Below are 17,795 nucleotides of genomic sequence, written 5' to 3'. Positions count from 1 at the left end.
TGCTTTTGTTGCAACCTTTTTAGAAGATATATGTGTTATTTATATGTTATAAATGACTTAATGAAATTTCGAAACGGTTTGGAAAGGGGTTAGAAAAATGGTTAATCAAAAGAATATACTCTTAGGAGTCTCTGGTGGAATAGCAGTATACAAAGCATGTGCACTTGCAAGTAAATTAACGCAAAAAGGCGCCAATGTTAAAGTCATGATGACGGAAAGTGCTGCTGAATTTGTAACACCTCTAACTTTTCAGGCATTATCGAGAAACCCCGTTTATATAGATACGTTTGACGAAAAACATCCAGAAAAAATTGCACACATTGATTTGGCAGATTGGGCAGATATTGCAATCATTGCTCCAGCTACAGCAAATATAATTGGAAAGCTTGCAAATGGTATTGCAGACGATATGCTTACAACTACCCTACTCGCGACACAGGCCGATGTTTATGTAGCTCCAGCAATGAATGTACATATGTATGCTCATCCGGCAGTGATTAAGAATATGAAACAGTTAGAGGAATGGGGATATCATTTCATTGAACCTGGTGCAGGTTATCTGGCTTGTGGTTATGTGGGGAAGGGACGTTTGGAAGAGCCAGAAAGTATTATAGAAGCAATTGAAACACATCAACACCAGGAACCTTTTTTAACTGGTAGAAAGGTGCTGATTTCAGCTGGACCAACAAGGGAAAAAATTGATCCAATTCGATTTTTTACGAATCATTCAACAGGAAAAATGGGCTTTGCGCTTGCAGAGGCAGCTGCAGAATTTGGAGCAGATGTAACACTTGTATGTGGTCCAGTAGCAGAGAAAACTACGCACCCCCGAATTCAACGAATTAATGTAATGACAGCCGAGGAAATGTATGAGGCCATGCACGTTCACTTCGAGGAACAGGATATTGTTATAAAGTCTGCTGCAGTTGCAGATTACAGACCGAAACTAGTATATGAAGAAAAAATGAAAAAGCAAGACGGGGAATGGCATATCGAAATGGAGCGAACAAAAGATATTCTTCAATCATTAGGTGAAGTTAAATCAACCCAGTATTTAGTGGGATTTGCAGCTGAAACTACAAATCCGCTAGAATACGGTAAGAAAAAGCTCGTGAAAAAGAATTTGGATGCGATCGTGATTAATGATGTATCTTCTGAAGGAGCAGGCTTTGGGGGCGACACAAACATGGTAACGTACGTAAACAAATTATTGAAACAGGAAGAAATAGCATTAGCTTCAAAGAGAGAAGTAGCAGAAAAAATCCTGAAATTTATCGATCAGGATATGAAGGATGAAATACGTTGAAAATAGCTAAAGTAATTGTTGATGTACCGGCGAGTTCCACCAATCAGACATTTGATTACTTTGTTCCAGAAAAATTCATGGACATGCTTACAGTCGGCATGCGTGTCATTGTTCCATTTGGTCCAAGGAAAATTATGGGGTTTGTCGTGGATTTTACTTCTGAATCAAGCTTTAATAAATTAAAAGATATAATAGATGTTTTGGATTTGACTCCTGTATTAACTGCAGAACTGCTTGAACTGGGAAAGTGGGTTGCCAATGAAACATTAAGTTTATCCATTACTGCGCTGCAGGCAATGCTGCCACAGGTCTTAAAATCACAGTATAAAAAAGAGTTAGTGAGAATGACAGATGAAGAGCTTCCAGAGGATATTGAACATCTGTTTGCTGGAAGAGATTACATACCATTTGAAGAATTTGAATCATCCTCCATAAGTTACTATCAGCTTCAGAAACTAATTGAGACAGGTGATATCTCGATTGATTATTTGGTTAAATCCAGAATCACAAAGAAACAAGTAACAATGGTTAAACCAGCAAAGGATATTTTCCTATTGGAAGAGGCAGTGGAGGATTTATCTAAATCAGCAAAGAAACAGAAGCAACTGTTATTATTCTTTATTGAATATGTGCACGAGATGGAACAGCAAGTTTTGCTTAAAAAAGTGCAAACTACAACAGGTACCGTAAAGGCTTTGGTAGAAAAAGGCCTTTTAGAGACTTATCAAAAAGAAGTGTTGCGAAACCCTTATAATGATGATGACTTTGCTCGAACAACCCCATTGGAATTAACTACAGAGCAAAGAGAAGCTATTCAACCAATCAACGAAACGATTGAAGCGAATAAACATGATGTTTTTCTAATCCATGGGGTCACCGGTAGTGGTAAAACAGAAATATATTTGCAGGCAATTCAAAATGTATTAAATAAAGATAAGGAAGCAATCGTCCTAGTACCGGAAATTTCACTGACACCTCAAATGGTCAAACGTTTTAAAGGAAGATTTGGATCAAATGTTGCTGTTATGCACAGTGCTCTTTCTGCTGGAGAAAAATATGATGAATGGCGAAGAATCCTTCGAAAAGAAGTGAAGGTGGTTGTAGGCGCAAGGTCTGCAGTATTTGCCCCCTTTGAAAACCTGGGCATTATTATTATCGATGAGGAACACGAGACTACTTATAAACAGGAAGACCAACCGCGTTACCATGCACGGGATGTTGCGATTCACAGAGGAGAAAGTAATCACTGTCCTGTAATCTTAGGTAGTGCTACACCAGCATTGGAATCCTACGCACGTGCAAGCAAAGGTGTTTATAAGCTTTCAACTTTGAGTGAACGTACAAATAAAAAAGCGATGCCTGAAGTAGAAATAATAGATATGAGAAATGAACTGCATGCTGGTAATCGTACGATGTTTTCAAGAGCACTGAAGGATAAAATTGATAAATGCCTTGAGAAAGGTGAACAGATTGTACTTATGTTGAACAGAAGAGGCTACTCTACTTTTGTTATGTGCAGAGATTGTGGACATGTTAAAGAATGTCCACATTGTGACATAGCTTTAACCTTTCATAAAAACAGTAATCAACTGAAATGTCATTATTGTTCGTATGAAGAAAGCGTACCGGAAGTGTGTCCGGAGTGTGAAAGTGATTTAATTCGTTATTTCGGTACTGGAACTCAGAAAGTGGAAGAATCACTGACTAAACTTATTCCAGAGGCGAGAGTTATTCGAATGGATGTCGATACGACAAGGAGAAAAGGTTCTCATGAGAAGTTGTTGAGCCAATTTGCAGAAGGTAAAGCGGATATTCTGTTGGGCACACAGATGATTGCAAAAGGATTGGATTTTGAAAATGTTACCCTTGTTGGTGTACTGACAGCAGACTCCATGTTGCATCTCCCTGATTTCCGTTCATCCGAAAAGACGTTTCAATTATTGACACAGGTTAGTGGACGTGCTGGAAGACATGAACTTCCTGGTGAAGTTGTTGTACAAACATATACACCGGATCATTACAGTATTGAACTGGCAAGTCATTATAATTTTAATGAATTTTATAAACACGAAATGAGCATGCGCAAAGCTTTTCAATATCCTCCTTACTTTTACTTAGCACTTATTACGGTTTCCCATGAGAATAATGTAAAAGCAATCCAATCTACCCAGCAAATTGCACAGCTGCTTTTGAAAGCTGTTGGGGGAAATACGGTGGTGTTAGGACCTACACCATCGGCAATACCACGTATCAAAGATAGATATCGCTATCAATGCATGATAAAATATAGAGATGAGCCTCATTTGCGAAAATATATTAATAAAATAAAAAGTGTTTTTGCTGATGAAGTACGGAAAAATGACTTACTGATTACAGTTGATATGCAGCCATATCATATGATGTAGCTACATGATATTGCAGTAATGAAAGAGGGTTAAACAAATGAAACGAATTGTTTTTATGGGGACACCAGAATTTTCAGTACCTGTTTTACAAACGCTGGTTAATTCTGAATATGAAGTAGTACTTGTGGTAACACAGCCGGATCGACCAAAAGGAAGAAAACGAGTGATCACACCTCCACCAGTCAAAGTAGAAGCAGAAAAAAATAATATACCTGTATTCCAACCAGAAAAACTAAAGAATGATTACATGGAAATATTATCGTATGAACCGGATTTAATTGTTACAGCGGCATATGGACAACTGCTACCAAATGAAATCCTTGAAACACCTGAATTCGGATGTATAAATGTACATGCTTCGCTCCTTCCAGAACTACGTGGAGGAGCACCAATTCATTACGCTATCATGGAAGGGAAAAAGGAAACAGGAATTACGATTATGTATATGGTCGAAAAATTGGATGCTGGAGATATTTTAACCCAACAGTCTGTGCCAATTGACACAAAGGACCATGTGGGAACGATGCATGAGAAACTTTCTGAAGCAGGAGCGGATCTATTAACAAAAACATTGCCAAAGATTTTTTCAAATGAACTGACCCCAGAAAAACAGGATGAATTACAAGCAACCTTTGCTTCCAATATAAAGAGAGAACAGGAAAAGATAGACTGGAATAAAAGCAATACTGAGATTTATAATAAAATTCGCGGGCTGCACCCATGGCCGGTCGCTTTTACTACTTATGAAGAAAAGGTGATGAAAATTTGGTGGGGTGAGCCGGAAGATACTGAATACGCTGGTAAATCTCCAGGTGAAATTGTACAAATTGAGGATAATCACGCATTCATTGTTGTCTGCGGAAATCAAAAAGGTATAAAAGTAACAGAAATTCAACCTGCTGGAAAAAAGCGGATGACAGTAAAAGAATACTTACAAGGATCACAGCTTCGTATAAAAACTGGGAAAATATTAGGTGAATAATATGAAATATCAACTACGTAATACGATTCTTGATATGCTGCTACGCATAGAGAAAGATAGTGGATTCAGTCATTTATTAATAAATAACGAGATAAAGTCAAAGCGAATACACGAAAAAGATGAGGGCTTAATGACTGAAATTGTTTACGGAACATTACAACGAAAAATGACACTGGATTATTATTTGGATCGTTTCGTGAAAAATAATAAAAAAATGGATCAATGGGTAAGAATGCTTTTAAGGATGTCTCTATATCAGATGATATACCTCGATAAAGTACCAGATCATGCGATTATTCATGAAGCAGTTGAAATAGCAAAACAACGTGGTCATAAAGGAATATCATCACTTGTTAATGGTGTTCTTCGGAGTGCGCAACGTAGTGGCGTTCCAGACACAGCGATCATCGAAAACCCGGCAAAGCGACTTTCTGTTGAAACAAGTCACCCAGAGTGGCTTGTCAATCGTTGGATTTCCAACTATGGCTATGAAACTGCAAAAGCAATGTGTGAAGCGAACATAACAAGAAAACTTAGTTCCATCAGGGTTCAACCAATGAAAATCACACGTGAAAATGCGATTCAACTATTAACCGAACAAGGTTTTGAAGTAAGAAAGTCTGCATTTTCATTACAAGGAATAATTGTTGATAAAGGAAATATTTTAAATACAGCGTTGTTTCGTGACGGATATGTAACCATTCAGGATCAGAGCTCTATGCTTGTGGGAGAAATGCTTGATGCAAAACCAGGAATGCATATTCTCGATGGCTGCAGTGCCCCTGGTGGGAAAGTCACGCATATAGCTGAAAAAATGCAGGATGAAGGAATGATTCACGCCTATGATCTACATTCAAAGAAAATAAAACAAGTTGATGATAAAGCAGCATTGCTTAACCTGTCCATTATTGATGCCAATCCGGGCGATGCAAGAGAACTTGGTAAACTGCATGAAAAGGAAAGTTTTGATCGAATATTAATCGATGCGCCATGTTCCGGCTTAGGTGTAATCAGAGGGAAACCTGAAATTAAATACGACAAAAAAGAAGAAGATATACAACGACTATCCGAAATACAAATGGATATCCTTGAAAATGTTGCTCCATTATTAAAAAGTAATGGATTATTGATTTATAGTACATGTACGGTGGATGTCGAAGAAAACGAAAATGTCGTAAAACGATTCTTAGCTAATCATCTTGATTTTCAAGTAGATGAGGAATTTTTTGAGACGTTACCTTCAGATTTAAAAGAGTCCCCAGGAATAACGGAAAATGGGATTCAATTATTCCCGCAAGATTATCAGACAGATGGCTTCTTTTTAACACGTCTTAAAAAAAATGGATAATTTAGTTCTTTTATTGGGATAATTGTGCAATACTTTATTCATAGTACTAATTTAATTCAAAAGTAAAACTTGCTCAGGAGTGAGGGGGGAGAAACATGGAAGGTCATTTTCTGACTGACCGTGGTCAAGTTAGAAGCCATAACGAAGATGCGGGTGGAATATTTTTTAATACGGATCAACAATTAATAGCTGTCATTGCTGACGGTATGGGTGGCCATCAGGCTGGTGATGTAGCTAGTAAGCTTGCAACGGAACTGGTCAGGGATAAATGGAAGTCAACCTCTGATTTAAAAACGCCAGGGGAAATAGAAGCATGGTTGTCAGCGACGATTACAGATATTAACCAATCCATTTATAAACATTCGTTGGTTAATAAGGAATATGAGGGCATGGGGACAACTATTGTTGTTGTCGTATGCACAAAAGAGTTTATAACGATAGCGCATGTTGGTGATAGCAGGTGTTATCTTTTGAATGATACGGGCTTTAAACAAATTACCCAAGATCATTCCCTTGTTAATGAGCTGGTACGCTCCGGACAAATTTCTAAAGATGATGCAGAACAGCATCCAAGAAAGAATATTTTGTTGAAGGCTATTGGGACGGAACAACAGGTAACAGAAGATATATTGACTGTTGAATGGGGCGAGGGAAACAGGCTACTCCTATGTTCGGATGGGTTGTCAAATAAATTGAATGATACCGAACTTGCTGCATTTACACAGAAACCCAATCACTTGAAAGAGATCGGATCAGAAATGATAAATCTTGCAAATGATCGGGGGGGAGAAGACAATATTACCCTCATTCTTATACAGTATGAATCTTCTTCGGGAGAGGGTGAAATTGGATGAATGGAGGTCACCTTCTAAACGAACGCTATAAAATCAAAGAAAAAATTGGTGGGGGCGGGATGGCCAATGTGTATCTGGCCAGAGATATTATTCTCGAGCGTGATGTTGCTGTAAAAGCTTTACGAATGGAATATATCAATGATCAAGAATTTATCGCACGCTTTGACAGAGAAGCGCAGTCGGCTTCAAGTTTATCCCATCCTAATATTGTGAGTATATATGATGTAGGCGAAGAAGATGAAGTACTTTATATGGTTATGGAGTATGTCGAAGGGATGACATTAAAAGAATACATACAGCACTATGGGCCGATTGATGTCCAAGAAGCATTAGACATTATGAAACAAATCAGTTCCGCTATTGCTCTTGCCCATGCAAATGATATTGTACATCGTGATATTAAGCCTCAAAATATACTCGTTAACAATTTCGGACAAGTAAAAGTAACTGACTTCGGCATAGCGATCGCATTGAGTGCAACTTCATTGACACAGACGAACTCGATCCTAGGATCAGTACACTATTTGTCTCCTGAACAGGCAAGAGGTGGAATGGCCACTAAAAAATCGGATATATATTCAATGGGTATTGTGCTGTTTGAGCTGCTTACAGGACGTCTTCCTTTCTCCGGACAGTCGCCAGTTTCCATTGCATTAAAGCATTTGCAAAGTAATACACCTTCTGTAAGGAGATTTAATCAAGCGATTCCACAAAGTGTTGAAAATATTGTATTAAAAGCGACAGCTAAAGATCCATTTCATAGGTATGAAAACATACATGACTTGGAAGAGGTTATTGAAACAGCACTACACCCGGATAAACTTAATGAGTTACCTTTCGCTCCACCAATTGAAGCGGGAGAAGAAACAAAGGCAATTCCGATAATAACGGACCAACAAATAGAAGAGGATATGGAACAGTCTACATTGGTCCATCAAGTGAATGAGGGTACTAAAAATTTCCCTGAGGAAAAGGAAGTAAAGAAAACCTCATCAAAAAAGACTAAAAAGAATCAAAACAAAAAAAAGAAGACTACAAAACCAGTTAAAGAAAAAAAGGGTAAGAAAAAATGGCTAATTATTTTAATTGTTCTATTTTTACTGCTTGCTGGAGGAGTAGCTGCATATTACTACATGCAACCGAAAGATGTTAACATACCAGATGTTACAGAGATGGAAAGTGAAGAAGCAAGGGAGCTTCTGGAATCACTTAATTTAGTTGTCGAGCAGGAAGATGTTTTTTCCGAGGAATTAGAGGAAGGTCTTGTTGTAAGATCTGACCCAAGAGCAGGAAGAACTGCAAAAGAAGATTCAACCATAACGCTATCCGTTAGTCAAGGTAAAGAAAAAGTAGAATTCAGTGATTATGTCGGACGCGATATAGGACAAGTTGAAAGACTTCTTGAAGAAGCAGGCTTTACAGATATAAAAACCTATAAAGAACATTCAGACCGTCCAGTTGGAGAAGTTATAACTCAAATTCAACCAGCACCAGGTAGTGAAGTAGTGCCAAGTGAAGAGAGGGTAATCTTTGAAATCAGTATGGGGCCTGAATTAGTCAGTTTAAACAATCTTGCGGATATGAGCGAACAGGATGCAAGATCTTATTTGGAAAGCAATAACTTAGTAATGAATAAAGTTGAAGCGACTTCAGAAACCGTTCCTGAAGGTGCAGTTATTAGGCAGGAACCAAGTTCTGGTACTGAACTGGAAGAACGTTCTACGGTAAATGTTTATATATCTTCAGGACCAGAAGCATTACCTCCTCGTTCGCATACCATAACGTATTTGGTACCTTATAGTCCTGATCCCTTACCTGACGAAGGCACTGAAGAAGAGGGGCAGGAAGAGGAAGGGGTACAAGAGGAACCAGTCGAACAGATTGTCAGTATTTATATTGGTGATTTGGATAATGAAATAACAAATGTCTATGATGAGAAAGCAATTACAGAGGACGAAGAGTTTACTTTTACTTTAACCATTCCTCCAGGTGGCGAAGCGGAGTATATAATAAAAAGAGATGATGAAGTCATTAGAAGTAAAACAGTAACTTATGAAGGGCAAGAGGGTGACTAAAATGGCAGAAGGCAGAATTGTAAAAGCTTTAAGCGGATTTTATTACGTACAATCAGGGGATAAAATCTACTCATGTAAAGGTCGGGGTGTTTTTCGCAACAGAAAAATAACCCCTCTTGTGGGGGATTTTGTTCAATTTGAGGAAAGTAATCCCGGAGAAGGATATATCATGGAAATAGAGAAAAGGTCAAATGAACTTGTCCGGCCGCCTATAGCAAATATCAATCAAGCCATTATCGTAAGCTCTGCTGTTTCCCCTGATTTCAGCACGTTATTGCTAGATCGTTTTCTTGTGTTGATTGAATCAAAAAATATTAACCCTTTGATTTTTATTACTAAAATTGATTTAATATCTGATAAAGAGCGAATGAACATGAATTCTTATAAAGAAATATACGAGAAAATTGGCTATTCCGTAGAAATGTTATCATCAAAGCAACCGGATAACGTTCCGGTACTGGAGCATTATTTTGCGGATAAAGTATCCGTATTTGCTGGCCAATCCGGCGTAGGGAAGTCTACGCTTCTAAATGTGTTAAAGCCATCCCTACTGCTTAAGACAGCTGAAATATCCAAGAGTCTTGGTAGAGGAAAGCATACGACAAGACATGTGGAGCTTATGCAGGTTAATCACGGGCTTGTCGCAGACACACCGGGTTTTAGTATTCTTGAATTTAATGAAATCGAAGCGGAAGAGCTAACAAATTGTTTTCCTGAGATGAGAGCTATAAGAGAAAATTGTAAATTCCGTGGCTGTATGCACCATAAAGAACCGAAATGCGCCGTTAAGACAGCAGTAGACAATGAAGAAATTCCAAAATTCCGGTACGAGCATTATTTGAGCTTCCTGGAAGAAATACAAACAAGAAAGCCGAGGTATTAAGTTATGACAAAAATAGCACCATCAATATTATCAGCAGATTTCTCGAAATTGGGAGAAGAGATAAAGGATGTAGAAAATGGAGGTGCGGATTATATTCATGTAGATGTAATGGATGGACATTTTGTACCAAACATTACGATTGGACCTTTGATTGTAGAAGCAATAAAACCAGTAACATCGCTACCTTTAGATGTGCATTTGATGATCGAAAATCCGGACACGTATATTGCTGATTTTGCTAAAGCTGGAGCATCTATAATTACAGTCCATCAAGAAGCATCTCCGCATTTACATCGTACGATTCAGTTAATTAAGGCAAACGGAACGAAAGCAGGAGTAGTTATAAATCCTGCAACACCAGTTGAAATGATCAAGCCAATCTTGTCTGAGGTAGATCTTGTTTTAATTATGACCGTCAATCCTGGATTCGGTGGGCAGTCATTTATCCATGAAACATTGAAGAAGATTGAACAGATTTTTACATGGAGAAAAGAATTAAATCTGACATTTGAAATTGAAGTCGATGGAGGAGTCAATACGGAAACTGCAAAACTTTGTACAGATGCAGGAGCAGATGTACTTGTTGCTGGTAGTGCTGTTTTTAATCAATCAAATCGTCATCAGGCAATAAAAGATATTCTGCAAGCGGCAAAAGGGTAATATGTATGGTAGCAGTAGGAATTGTGGGGAATGGTCCAGTAGACTTGCTTCCAGATCTGTACCTTTACAAGGATAAAATAGATATTTGGATAGGAGCTGATCGTGGGGCATATGTTCTGGCTGAACATGATATCCCTGTGGAATACGCGGTTGGTGATTTTGACTCAATTAATGCCAGTGAGAAGGCCTTTATAAAGCAACATACAAAGTACATGGAACAGTACCCATCGGAAAAAGACGAAACAGATATTGAAATTGCTTTAAAGAAAAGTTTCGAACTGAATCCCGGTCATATACATCTATTTGGAGTAACGGGTGGGAGACTCGATCATGAGCTAATAAACATCCAGTTGCTTTATCAAATTGAAAATAAAGGGATCAACGGTTATATCGTGGATAAGTCAAACTGTCTTGAAATGACCTTTCCGGGGAAGTATACGGTCAGCCAGGATGTTACGTATCCGTATATTTCTTTTGTTCCTTATACAAAAGTTGTGGAAGGTATTAATCTTTCTGGATTTTACTATCCGCTAACAAATACAACTATCTCCTGGGGATCGACTCGCTGTATCTCGAACAAGCTTCTTTCAAAAAGTGGTACTTTTTCGTTTGAAAAAGGCATACTATTACTAGTAAAGAGTTGTGATACAATTTAGCAGCAGTTTGGATTGTAGAACAGGAGGGGTCCCTGCTTATGAAATTTTATACGATTAAACTTCCAAGGTTTGTTGGTGGATTTGTCAAGATTGTTATTGGGATGTTCAAGAAAGAAAAATAACGGATGAACCAGCTTTTGTCAATTTGTTTGATAAAAGCTTTCTTTTTTTAATAAAGCCCTTTTGCTAGAAGATTGGGACTGTGTTTACTCGTCCAACCAAAAAAAATTTGCTTTTTGCCACAAAATCTATAAACTGCGCAGTTGACTTCTATCAGTATGTAGAAACTTCGGCGACCGCTTCTGGGAAATATACTTCGCTTTCCGCAGGCGGCTGGTGAGCCTCTTCATGCTAACGCATTTCAGAGTCTCACCTATGCCTTTCCTCCCGCAGGAGTCTTCGTATATTTCCCAGAGCTGGTTAGAAGTTTACAAACGATTAACTGCATTAGTGATTGTTATAAAAATCTCATCACACAGCTCCACCAGTCCGGGATTGCTCTGGGCGGTGACTCCTGCAGGAAAAGCACGTGTCCGAAGACCCGCAGAGTGGGTTTCTCGAGGAGGCTGAGGCCGTGCCCGCGGAAAGCATCCGCCCAGAGTAATCCCGGACGACAGCAATAGCATACATCTTAGAATACTACCCAGAAATTACGTCGCTTTGTGGTTAGGATCCAATAAAGATATAAGTTAGTTCGTATTTTATCTCGGGGTGCGATGGTTATAAATTAACAAAGATTAATCAAAGAGCCTGAAAAAAGGCATAAAAAAAACACCTAATGCATGCACATCGGGTGTTTTTTGTTTTATCAACTAATGTAGTTATCGTATGTTATACGCGCTCTACTTTACCTGATTTCAGGGCACGTGCAGAAACGTAAACTTTTTTAGGTTTTCCGTCTACCATAATACGTACTTTTTGCACATTAGCTTTCCAATTACGCTTGTTGGAATTCATAGCGTGAGAGCGTTGGTTTCCACTGCGAGTTTGACGTCCAGTTACAACACATTTTCTAGCCATGTTAATCCCTCCTTACTCTATCATGTGTCATTTAATACTTATACAATTTATCATAAGTAAGCTGATAATGCAATCAATCTTTTATCAATAATACATTTTAACTACTTGTTCATTGAGGTCTATGTACTGATATACAGGCGTTTTTTCTTTGAATAGAGGATAAAGATAAAACACTTGACAGATAATGTGAAATCATCCATTGTTAAAAGAGGATTTTTTTGCATAATAATTTTATCATATTATATTAGTAGTTGCTTTTAAATACATACAGGCTATAGTATAATTTTCTTATATTATGTTTTGGTGTTTTAGCAGAAAAAGGAATGATAGCTCTATACGTAGCTATTTTTTTGACATGTACTTTTAAGGAGGATTCTTATGTCCATTGAACTTAATACAAATGATGGTCAGGTAACAATTACAAATGAAGTTATTGCTACCATTGCAGGTGGGACAGCAGTAGAATGTTATGGTATTGTAGGAATGGCATCTAAAAGCCAAATAAGAGACGGTATTGCCGAAATCCTGAGAAAAGAGAATTACTCGCGTGGGATTGTAGTTCGCCAGGAAGAGGAGAAACTTCATATTGATATGTATATTATCGTAAGCTATGGTACAAAAATATCTGAAGTAGCTAACAATGTGCAATCACAAGTGAAATATACATTAAGTCAATCATTAGGTTTAGCAATTGACTCAGTAAATATATATATTCAAGGAGTGCGTGTAGCAAAAGATTAAATTGTTACAGTTTGGAGGAGGAAGCATAGTGACGGTTGAAAAGTTAGATGGCGTTACTTTAACACAAATGGTACTCTCTGGAGCACACCATTTAACGAACAATGCCAATAAAATTGATGCATTAAATGTATTTCCGGTACCAGATGGTGATACCGGTACAAATATGAATTTATCAATGACATCAGGAGCGAATGAAGTCAGAAAACTGACCACGAACAACGTTTCTGAAGTAGCAAATGCTTTTGCAAAGGGTTTATTAATGGGAGCCAGAGGGAACTCAGGTGTAATTTTGTCTCAAATATTTCGTGGTTTTGCAAGAGGAATGGGTAAAAAAGAAGAACTAACCGTACCAGATCTTGCCGGGGCTTTTGATGCGGGTGTTGCTACCGCATACAAAGCTGTAATGAAGCCTGTAGAAGGTACAATCTTAACAGTAGCAAAAGATGCTGGAAAGAAAGCTGTTAGTGAGTCTGAAAAAGAAACAGATATTATTGTATTTATGGAAAAAGTACTGGCTGAAGCTAAAGCTTCCCTTCAAAGAACTCCTGATTTACTGCCGGTTTTAAAAGAAGTCGGTGTAGTGGATTCAGGTGGACAAGGCCTTGTGACAATTTATGAAGGATTTTTAGCTGCCTTAAAAGGTGAAGAACTTCCAGAGGATACTACAGAAGTTAAAATGGAAGAAATGGTTAATGCAGAACATCATAAAGTGACACAGGACTTTATGGACACTTCAGATATCGTATTTGGATACTGCACAGAATTCATGGTGAAATTTGAAGATGAAAAGCTGGCAGAAAATCCATTCAGTGAAGAGGAATTCCGTAATGAACTTAGTGAATTGGGTGATTCTCTATTGGTTGTTTCGGATGAAGATATTATAAAAGTCCATGTGCATTCAGAGACTCCTGGAACATGTATGACATTAGGGCAGCGGTTTGGTAGTCTAATCAATATGAAGATAGAAAATATGCGTGAACAACATACGGCTCTTGTAGGAGATCAGGAAAAAAAATCCATTCCTAAAGAAAAGAGTGAATATGCGATTGTTACAGTGGCAATAGGAAGCGGACTTAAAGCATTGTTTGAAAGTCTTGGAGCATCTGTCGTAATTGAAGGTGGACAAACGATGAATCCAAGTACGCAGGACATTACCGATGCCATTAAAAAAGCGAACGCTAAAAACATACTTATTTTGCCAAATAACAAAAATATACGTATGGCTGCCGATCAGGCTGCTGATCTGGCAAAAGAGAATGTGAAAGTAGTACCTACTAAAACTATTCCACAAGGGATTAGTGCAATGCTTGCATTTCACCCGGATTCGAATATTAATGAAAACAGGGATGCAATGGATGAAGCCCGCAAACAGGTGAAAACCGGCCAAATCACATATGCTGTCAGAGATACCCAAATTGAGGGTATTACTATTGAAAACGGTAATTTCATGGGAATTGATGAAGGGAAAATCGTTGCAACACACAAAGAAAAATCAGAAGCAGCGAAATTATTACTGAAGGAAATAATTTCGGATGATGATGAAATCCTAACTATCTTATATGGTGAGGATGTAGATGATATAGAAGTAAAGGAACTTGTGGCTTACATTGAAGAAACATATGAAGATGTTGAAATTGAAGTTCATAACGGTAATCAACCTATATATTCCTATATTTTCTCCGTGGAATAAATAAAGTATTAAAGGACTATACAAATAAATGTATAGTCCTTTTTTGGCAGATAGGAAGGCATGGTACTCGCGAAAAGTTTTGGCGAATGAAAAGATATGAGAAAAATCGCCTCCAGTTCAAACCGAACAGGAGGCGATGCTTTTAAAGTCCAACGATTTTCATTATAAAACTTAATGAAAATAATATTGATATGGCAATTAATGGCTTACTTAGTTCTTGCTGTTTACCTAAAGCAGCTTTAACAATTGGGTATGCAATAAAACCAAAAGCCATCCCATCACCGATGCTGTATGTGAATGGAATCATAACGACAATCAACATTGCTGGAATACTCTCTGAAAGGTTGTCTAAAGGCAAATGGCGGATGTTTTGAGCCATTAAAAATCCAACGATGATTAATATCGGACTGATCGCAGAATTAGGAACCATGGAGATCCATGGAATAATAAAAATGGTAGCCAGGAATAAAAGTCCTGCTGTGATTGCTGCTTTGCCTGTTTTACCACCTGAAGCAATTACGGCTGCATTTTCAGCTCCCGAAACAGTTGGTGAAGTGCCGAAAAATGCGGAGGCTGTTGCCGAGAATGCTGTAATTCGAAATGCTCTGCTATAGCTTTTTTCTCGATGAAGCATTTCGAGCTGCCCGCTGAGAATCCCCATATTTTCAAAAATGAGAATCAAGGCTAATGGAAATACAGCAAGCCAGAAAGAAAAATGTCCAGCTGCCGTAAACGAGGGCATAAATAAAAGCTCGCTCATATTGACGCTGACAGTACTAACTTCTGTGTTTGGTAAACCAAAGAGAGCTGCAAGTATTGTTCCGACGACCATTGTAAGTAAGAAGTTTGCCGGTATATTCTTTACAAATAAAAAGATGGCGATGAATAGAGTTATAAGACTTACGATCACTGTTGTTGATGTGAAGTCACCAATTTCAATTATTGTACTTTCACCGCTTATAATAAGGCCGCTTTTTTCAAGTCCTATTAGAATCAAGAAAAAACCGAGTCCCACGGTGATCCCGTGTTTAAGTGAATTTGGAATGGCATCTTTCAATATTACACCAATCTTACTGAATGCAGTAATTAGGAAAATAAGTCCTGCGACAAGAACGACAGCCAAGCCTTCTTGAAATGTAAAACCATTATTCCCAATGATCGAATATGCAAATAATGCATTGATCCCCATTCCTGGAATTAGGATCAATGGTAGCTTTCCAAAAATACCCATTACCATTGTGCCAACAAAACTGGCTATAATAGTAGCAATCATTCCAGTTTCCAGGGTAATCCCAGCTTCACTTAAAATGGATCCATTGACAATTACGATATACACAGTCGTAAAATAGCCAATGATTCCAGCAATGATTTCATCTCTTAAAGGTGCTGTTTGTTTAGTACATGATTGTTTCATAAAAATTCCTCATATGTCTTACGTCCCTCTCCCACCCGATTAACGAAAATAGTGCAGCCTATATCTATCAAATTAATAAAATAGGACAGATTCTCAAGACATACACTAATTCTATAATCCACAAATGATTATTATAGTCTTTTTTGTTATACTTTACAATAGAGCTAGATTTATACAAATAAAATAGGTGGTGCATACATGTGAAATATAATTCAGTATTTGATATTATCGGTCCAGTTATGGTCGGCCCATCAAGCTCACATACGGCAGGAGCTGCACGTATAGGTAAAGCTGCCCGTAACTTATTTGGAAAGCAACCGAAATGGGCAAAAATTCATTTATATGAATCCTTTGCTAAAACATATAGGGGACATGGAACAGATTTTGCTTTGGCAGGTGGATTATTGGGTTTTGAAACAGATGATCCACAAATGAGTAAGGCACTGGATATTGCTAAGGAGAAAGGTCTTGAAATTGAATTTATTGAAGATAGTGCTGCCGTAGATCATCCCAATACTGCTCGTTTAATCATTGGGAATGATTCTGACCAGCTCGAACTTATAGGAATATCGATAGGTGGAGGGAAAGTTGAAATTACGGAACTTAATGGCTTCGAACTTCGTTTATCAGGTAATCATCCCGCGATTCTAATCATGCATAACGATCGGTTCGGTGCGATTGCGTCTGTAACAAGGATTCTCGCCAAGTATGAAGTTAACATTGGACATATGGAAGTAAACCGTAAAGATGTTGGTAAAGAAGCATTGATGGTCATTGAAGTCGATCAAAATGTCGAGGATCCCATTTTAAAAGAGCTGGAGGGAGCTGACCATATCATCCAGATTTCTAAAATTGTCAGCTGATTAAGGAGAGGAGTTTTATGATGTTTCGAACAGTCGCCGAATTGGTTGAAATAGCTGAGAACGAAAATATATTAATTTCTGAAGTAATGATTCGTCAGGAAATGGATGTTAAAGAAAAAACACGTGAAGAAGTTTATGAAGAAATGGAAAAGAATCTGCAAGTTATGGAAAGGGCAATCGATGATGCGATGCAAGGTGTCCAGTCGGTAACTGGACTAACTGGCGGTGATGCTGTACGTATTCAAAAATATATGAAAGAAAAAACCCCATTATCTGGCCACCTGATGATGGATGCAGTGAGTAAAGCAATGGGAACGAATGAAGTAAATGCAGCAATGGGCATTATCTGTGCCACTCCGACTGCAGGAAGTGCCGGCTGTGTTCCAGGAACGTTATTTGCTGTAAAAGAACAACTTCATCCAACTCGTGAACAAATGATCCGCTATTTATTTACTGCAGGAGCGTTTGGATTTGTCGTAGCAAATAACGCATTTATTTCAGGGGCGGCAGGTGGATGTCAGGCTGAAATTGGATCTGCCGGCGCAATGGCTGCAGCAGCGATTGTAGAGATGGCTGGTGGTACACCACAGCAATCTTCAGAGGCGTTTGCAATGACATTGAAAAATATGCTTGGACTTGTCTGTGATCCTGTTGCAGGCCTTGTGGAAGTACCATGTGTTAAACGAAATGCCGGAGGGTCTTCCTTAGCAATAGTATCTGCTGACATGGCGCTTGCTGGCGTAACGAGCAAAATCCCATGTGATGAAGTTATTGGAGCAATGTACCGTATTGGAAGACAAATGCCATCTAGTTTACGTGAAACTGGTGAAGGTGGATTGGCAGATACCCCAACAGGCAGATTGCTTAAAGAAAAAATCTATGGAACTACGATGTAGAA

16 protein-coding genes are annotated in these 17,795 nt (G+C 38.3%); 14 read left to right on the top strand and 2 right to left on the bottom strand.

Going from position 1 to position 17,795, the window contains the following annotated elements:
* Positions 1 to 97: 97 nt before the first annotated feature.
* The 10 genes from coaBC to spoVM all read left to right on the top strand — a co-directional run bounded on the left by coaBC (position 98) and on the right by spoVM (position 11,291).
* Complete coding sequence (gene coaBC / locus ACFOUV_RS05150; RefSeq protein WP_379495678.1) at positions 98 to 1,306, top strand: bifunctional phosphopantothenoylcysteine decarboxylase/phosphopantothenate--cysteine ligase CoaBC; 1,209 nt, start codon at positions 98 to 100, stop codon at positions 1,304 to 1,306.
* Entirely contained in the window at positions 1,303 to 3,711 is a 2,409-nt protein-coding gene (gene priA, locus ACFOUV_RS05145; protein WP_379495677.1) for a primosomal protein N', read from the top strand. Before coaBC ends, priA begins: the two co-directional genes overlap by 4 nt.
* 37 nt (positions 3,712 to 3,748) lie before the next feature.
* Positions 3,749 to 4,693 carry a methionyl-tRNA formyltransferase gene (gene fmt / locus ACFOUV_RS05140; protein ID WP_379495676.1) on the top strand — a complete coding sequence of 315 codons (945 nt, stop codon included), beginning with the start codon at positions 3,749 to 3,751 and terminating at the stop codon, positions 4,691 to 4,693.
* Position 4,694: 1 nt separating this feature from the next.
* Complete coding sequence (gene rsmB / locus ACFOUV_RS05135; protein ID WP_379495675.1) at positions 4,695 to 6,041, top strand: 16S rRNA (cytosine(967)-C(5))-methyltransferase RsmB; 1,347 nt, start codon at positions 4,695 to 4,697, stop codon at positions 6,039 to 6,041.
* Positions 6,042 to 6,136: 95 nt separating this feature from the next.
* Positions 6,137 to 6,895 carry a Stp1/IreP family PP2C-type Ser/Thr phosphatase gene (locus ACFOUV_RS05130; RefSeq protein WP_379495674.1) on the top strand — a complete coding sequence of 253 codons (759 nt, stop codon included), beginning with the start codon at positions 6,137 to 6,139 and terminating at the stop codon, positions 6,893 to 6,895.
* Positions 6,892 to 8,970 carry a Stk1 family PASTA domain-containing Ser/Thr kinase gene (pknB, locus tag ACFOUV_RS05125; protein ID WP_379495673.1) on the top strand — a complete coding sequence of 693 codons (2,079 nt, stop codon included), beginning with the start codon at positions 6,892 to 6,894 and terminating at the stop codon, positions 8,968 to 8,970. The genes ACFOUV_RS05130 and pknB overlap by 4 nt, the downstream gene beginning before the upstream one ends.
* 1 nt (position 8,971) lies before the next feature.
* Positions 8,972 to 9,853: a ribosome small subunit-dependent GTPase A gene (gene rsgA / locus ACFOUV_RS05120; RefSeq protein WP_379495672.1), complete on the top strand. Its 882-nt coding sequence runs from the start codon at positions 8,972 to 8,974 to the stop codon at positions 9,851 to 9,853.
* Between the two features lie 3 nt (positions 9,854 to 9,856).
* Positions 9,857 to 10,513, top strand: coding sequence for a ribulose-phosphate 3-epimerase (gene rpe / locus ACFOUV_RS05115; protein ID WP_379495671.1), 657 nt, complete (start codon positions 9,857 to 9,859; stop codon positions 10,511 to 10,513).
* A gap of 5 nt (positions 10,514 to 10,518) precedes the next feature.
* Positions 10,519 to 11,169, top strand: a complete 651-nt coding sequence (locus tag ACFOUV_RS05110; RefSeq protein ID WP_379495670.1) for a thiamine diphosphokinase — start codon at positions 10,519 to 10,521, stop codon at positions 11,167 to 11,169.
* A 38-nt stretch (positions 11,170 to 11,207) separates the two neighbouring features.
* The gene (gene spoVM, locus ACFOUV_RS05105) at positions 11,208 to 11,291 is read left to right on the top strand and encodes a stage V sporulation protein SpoVM (protein WP_010649391.1); all 84 of its coding nucleotides are present in this window, start codon (positions 11,208 to 11,210) and stop codon (positions 11,289 to 11,291) included.
* A gap of 709 nt (positions 11,292 to 12,000) precedes the next feature.
* On the opposite strand, the gene rpmB is transcribed toward spoVM, so the two are convergent.
* Positions 12,001 to 12,189: a 50S ribosomal protein L28 gene (gene rpmB / locus ACFOUV_RS05100; RefSeq protein WP_010649390.1), complete on the bottom strand. Its 189-nt coding sequence runs from the start codon at positions 12,187 to 12,189 to the stop codon at positions 12,001 to 12,003.
* Between the two features lie 378 nt (positions 12,190 to 12,567).
* On the opposite strand from rpmB, the gene ACFOUV_RS05095 reads away from it, so the two are divergent.
* Positions 12,568 to 12,930 (top strand): Asp23/Gls24 family envelope stress response protein, encoded by a 363-nt coding sequence (locus ACFOUV_RS05095; protein ID WP_379495669.1) that lies wholly within the window; start codon positions 12,568 to 12,570, stop codon positions 12,928 to 12,930.
* A gap of 28 nt (positions 12,931 to 12,958) precedes the next feature.
* Positions 12,959 to 14,620 carry a DAK2 domain-containing protein gene (locus ACFOUV_RS05090; RefSeq protein ID WP_379495668.1) on the top strand — a complete coding sequence of 554 codons (1,662 nt, stop codon included), beginning with the start codon at positions 12,959 to 12,961 and terminating at the stop codon, positions 14,618 to 14,620.
* A 142-nt stretch (positions 14,621 to 14,762) separates the two neighbouring features.
* Here the strand turns inward: ACFOUV_RS05090 and ACFOUV_RS05085 are convergent, their stop codons facing one another.
* The gene (locus ACFOUV_RS05085; RefSeq protein WP_379495667.1) at positions 14,763 to 16,034 is read right to left on the bottom strand and encodes an NCS2 family permease; all 1,272 of its coding nucleotides are present in this window, start codon (positions 16,032 to 16,034) and stop codon (positions 14,763 to 14,765) included.
* Positions 16,035 to 16,234: 200 nt separating this feature from the next.
* On the opposite strand from ACFOUV_RS05085, the gene sdaAB reads away from it, so the two are divergent.
* Together sdaAB and sdaAA are read left to right on the top strand one after the other, a co-directional pair.
* Positions 16,235 to 16,897: an L-serine ammonia-lyase, iron-sulfur-dependent subunit beta gene (gene sdaAB, locus ACFOUV_RS05080; protein ID WP_379495666.1), complete on the top strand. Its 663-nt coding sequence runs from the start codon at positions 16,235 to 16,237 to the stop codon at positions 16,895 to 16,897.
* Positions 16,898 to 16,917: 20 nt separating this feature from the next.
* Positions 16,918 to 17,793, top strand: coding sequence for an L-serine ammonia-lyase, iron-sulfur-dependent, subunit alpha (sdaAA, locus tag ACFOUV_RS05075; RefSeq protein ID WP_379495764.1), 876 nt, complete (start codon positions 16,918 to 16,920; stop codon positions 17,791 to 17,793).
* Positions 17,794 to 17,795 lie beyond the last annotated feature (2 nt).

The sequence above is a fragment of the Oceanobacillus longus genome, assembly GCF_042650085.1.
Classification (GTDB): Bacteria; Bacillota; Bacilli; order Bacillales; family Amphibacillaceae; genus Oceanobacillus; species Oceanobacillus longus.
The sequence above is the reverse complement of the archived record's forward strand: the minus strand, read 5'-3'. Positions and strand labels throughout refer to the sequence as shown.

Coding starts and splice junctions, on each gene's coding strand:
- coaBC (WP_379495678.1), top strand. CDS start 98: ATGGTTAATCAAAAGAATATACTCTTAGGAGTCTCTGGTGGAATAGCA.
- fmt (WP_379495676.1), top strand. CDS start 3,749: ATGAAACGAATTGTTTTTATGGGGACACCAGAATTTTCAGTACCTGTT.
- rsmB (WP_379495675.1), top strand. CDS start 4,695: ATGAAATATCAACTACGTAATACGATTCTTGATATGCTGCTACGCATA.
- ACFOUV_RS05130 (WP_379495674.1), top strand. CDS start 6,137: ATGGAAGGTCATTTTCTGACTGACCGTGGTCAAGTTAGAAGCCATAAC.
- pknB (WP_379495673.1), top strand. CDS start 6,892: ATGAATGGAGGTCACCTTCTAAACGAACGCTATAAAATCAAAGAAAAA.
- rsgA (WP_379495672.1), top strand. CDS start 8,972: ATGGCAGAAGGCAGAATTGTAAAAGCTTTAAGCGGATTTTATTACGTA.
- rpe (WP_379495671.1), top strand. CDS start 9,857: ATGACAAAAATAGCACCATCAATATTATCAGCAGATTTCTCGAAATTG.
- ACFOUV_RS05110 (WP_379495670.1), top strand. CDS start 10,519: ATGGTAGCAGTAGGAATTGTGGGGAATGGTCCAGTAGACTTGCTTCCA.
- spoVM (WP_010649391.1), top strand. CDS start 11,208: ATGAAATTTTATACGATTAAACTTCCAAGGTTTGTTGGTGGATTTGTC.
- rpmB (WP_010649390.1), bottom strand. CDS start 12,189: ATGGCTAGAAAATGTGTTGTAACTGGACGTCAAACTCGCAGTGGAAAC.
- ACFOUV_RS05095 (WP_379495669.1), top strand. CDS start 12,568: ATGTCCATTGAACTTAATACAAATGATGGTCAGGTAACAATTACAAAT.
- ACFOUV_RS05085 (WP_379495667.1), bottom strand. CDS start 16,034: ATGAAACAATCATGTACTAAACAAACAGCACCTTTAAGAGATGAAATC.
- sdaAA (WP_379495764.1), top strand. CDS start 16,918: ATGTTTCGAACAGTCGCCGAATTGGTTGAAATAGCTGAGAACGAAAAT.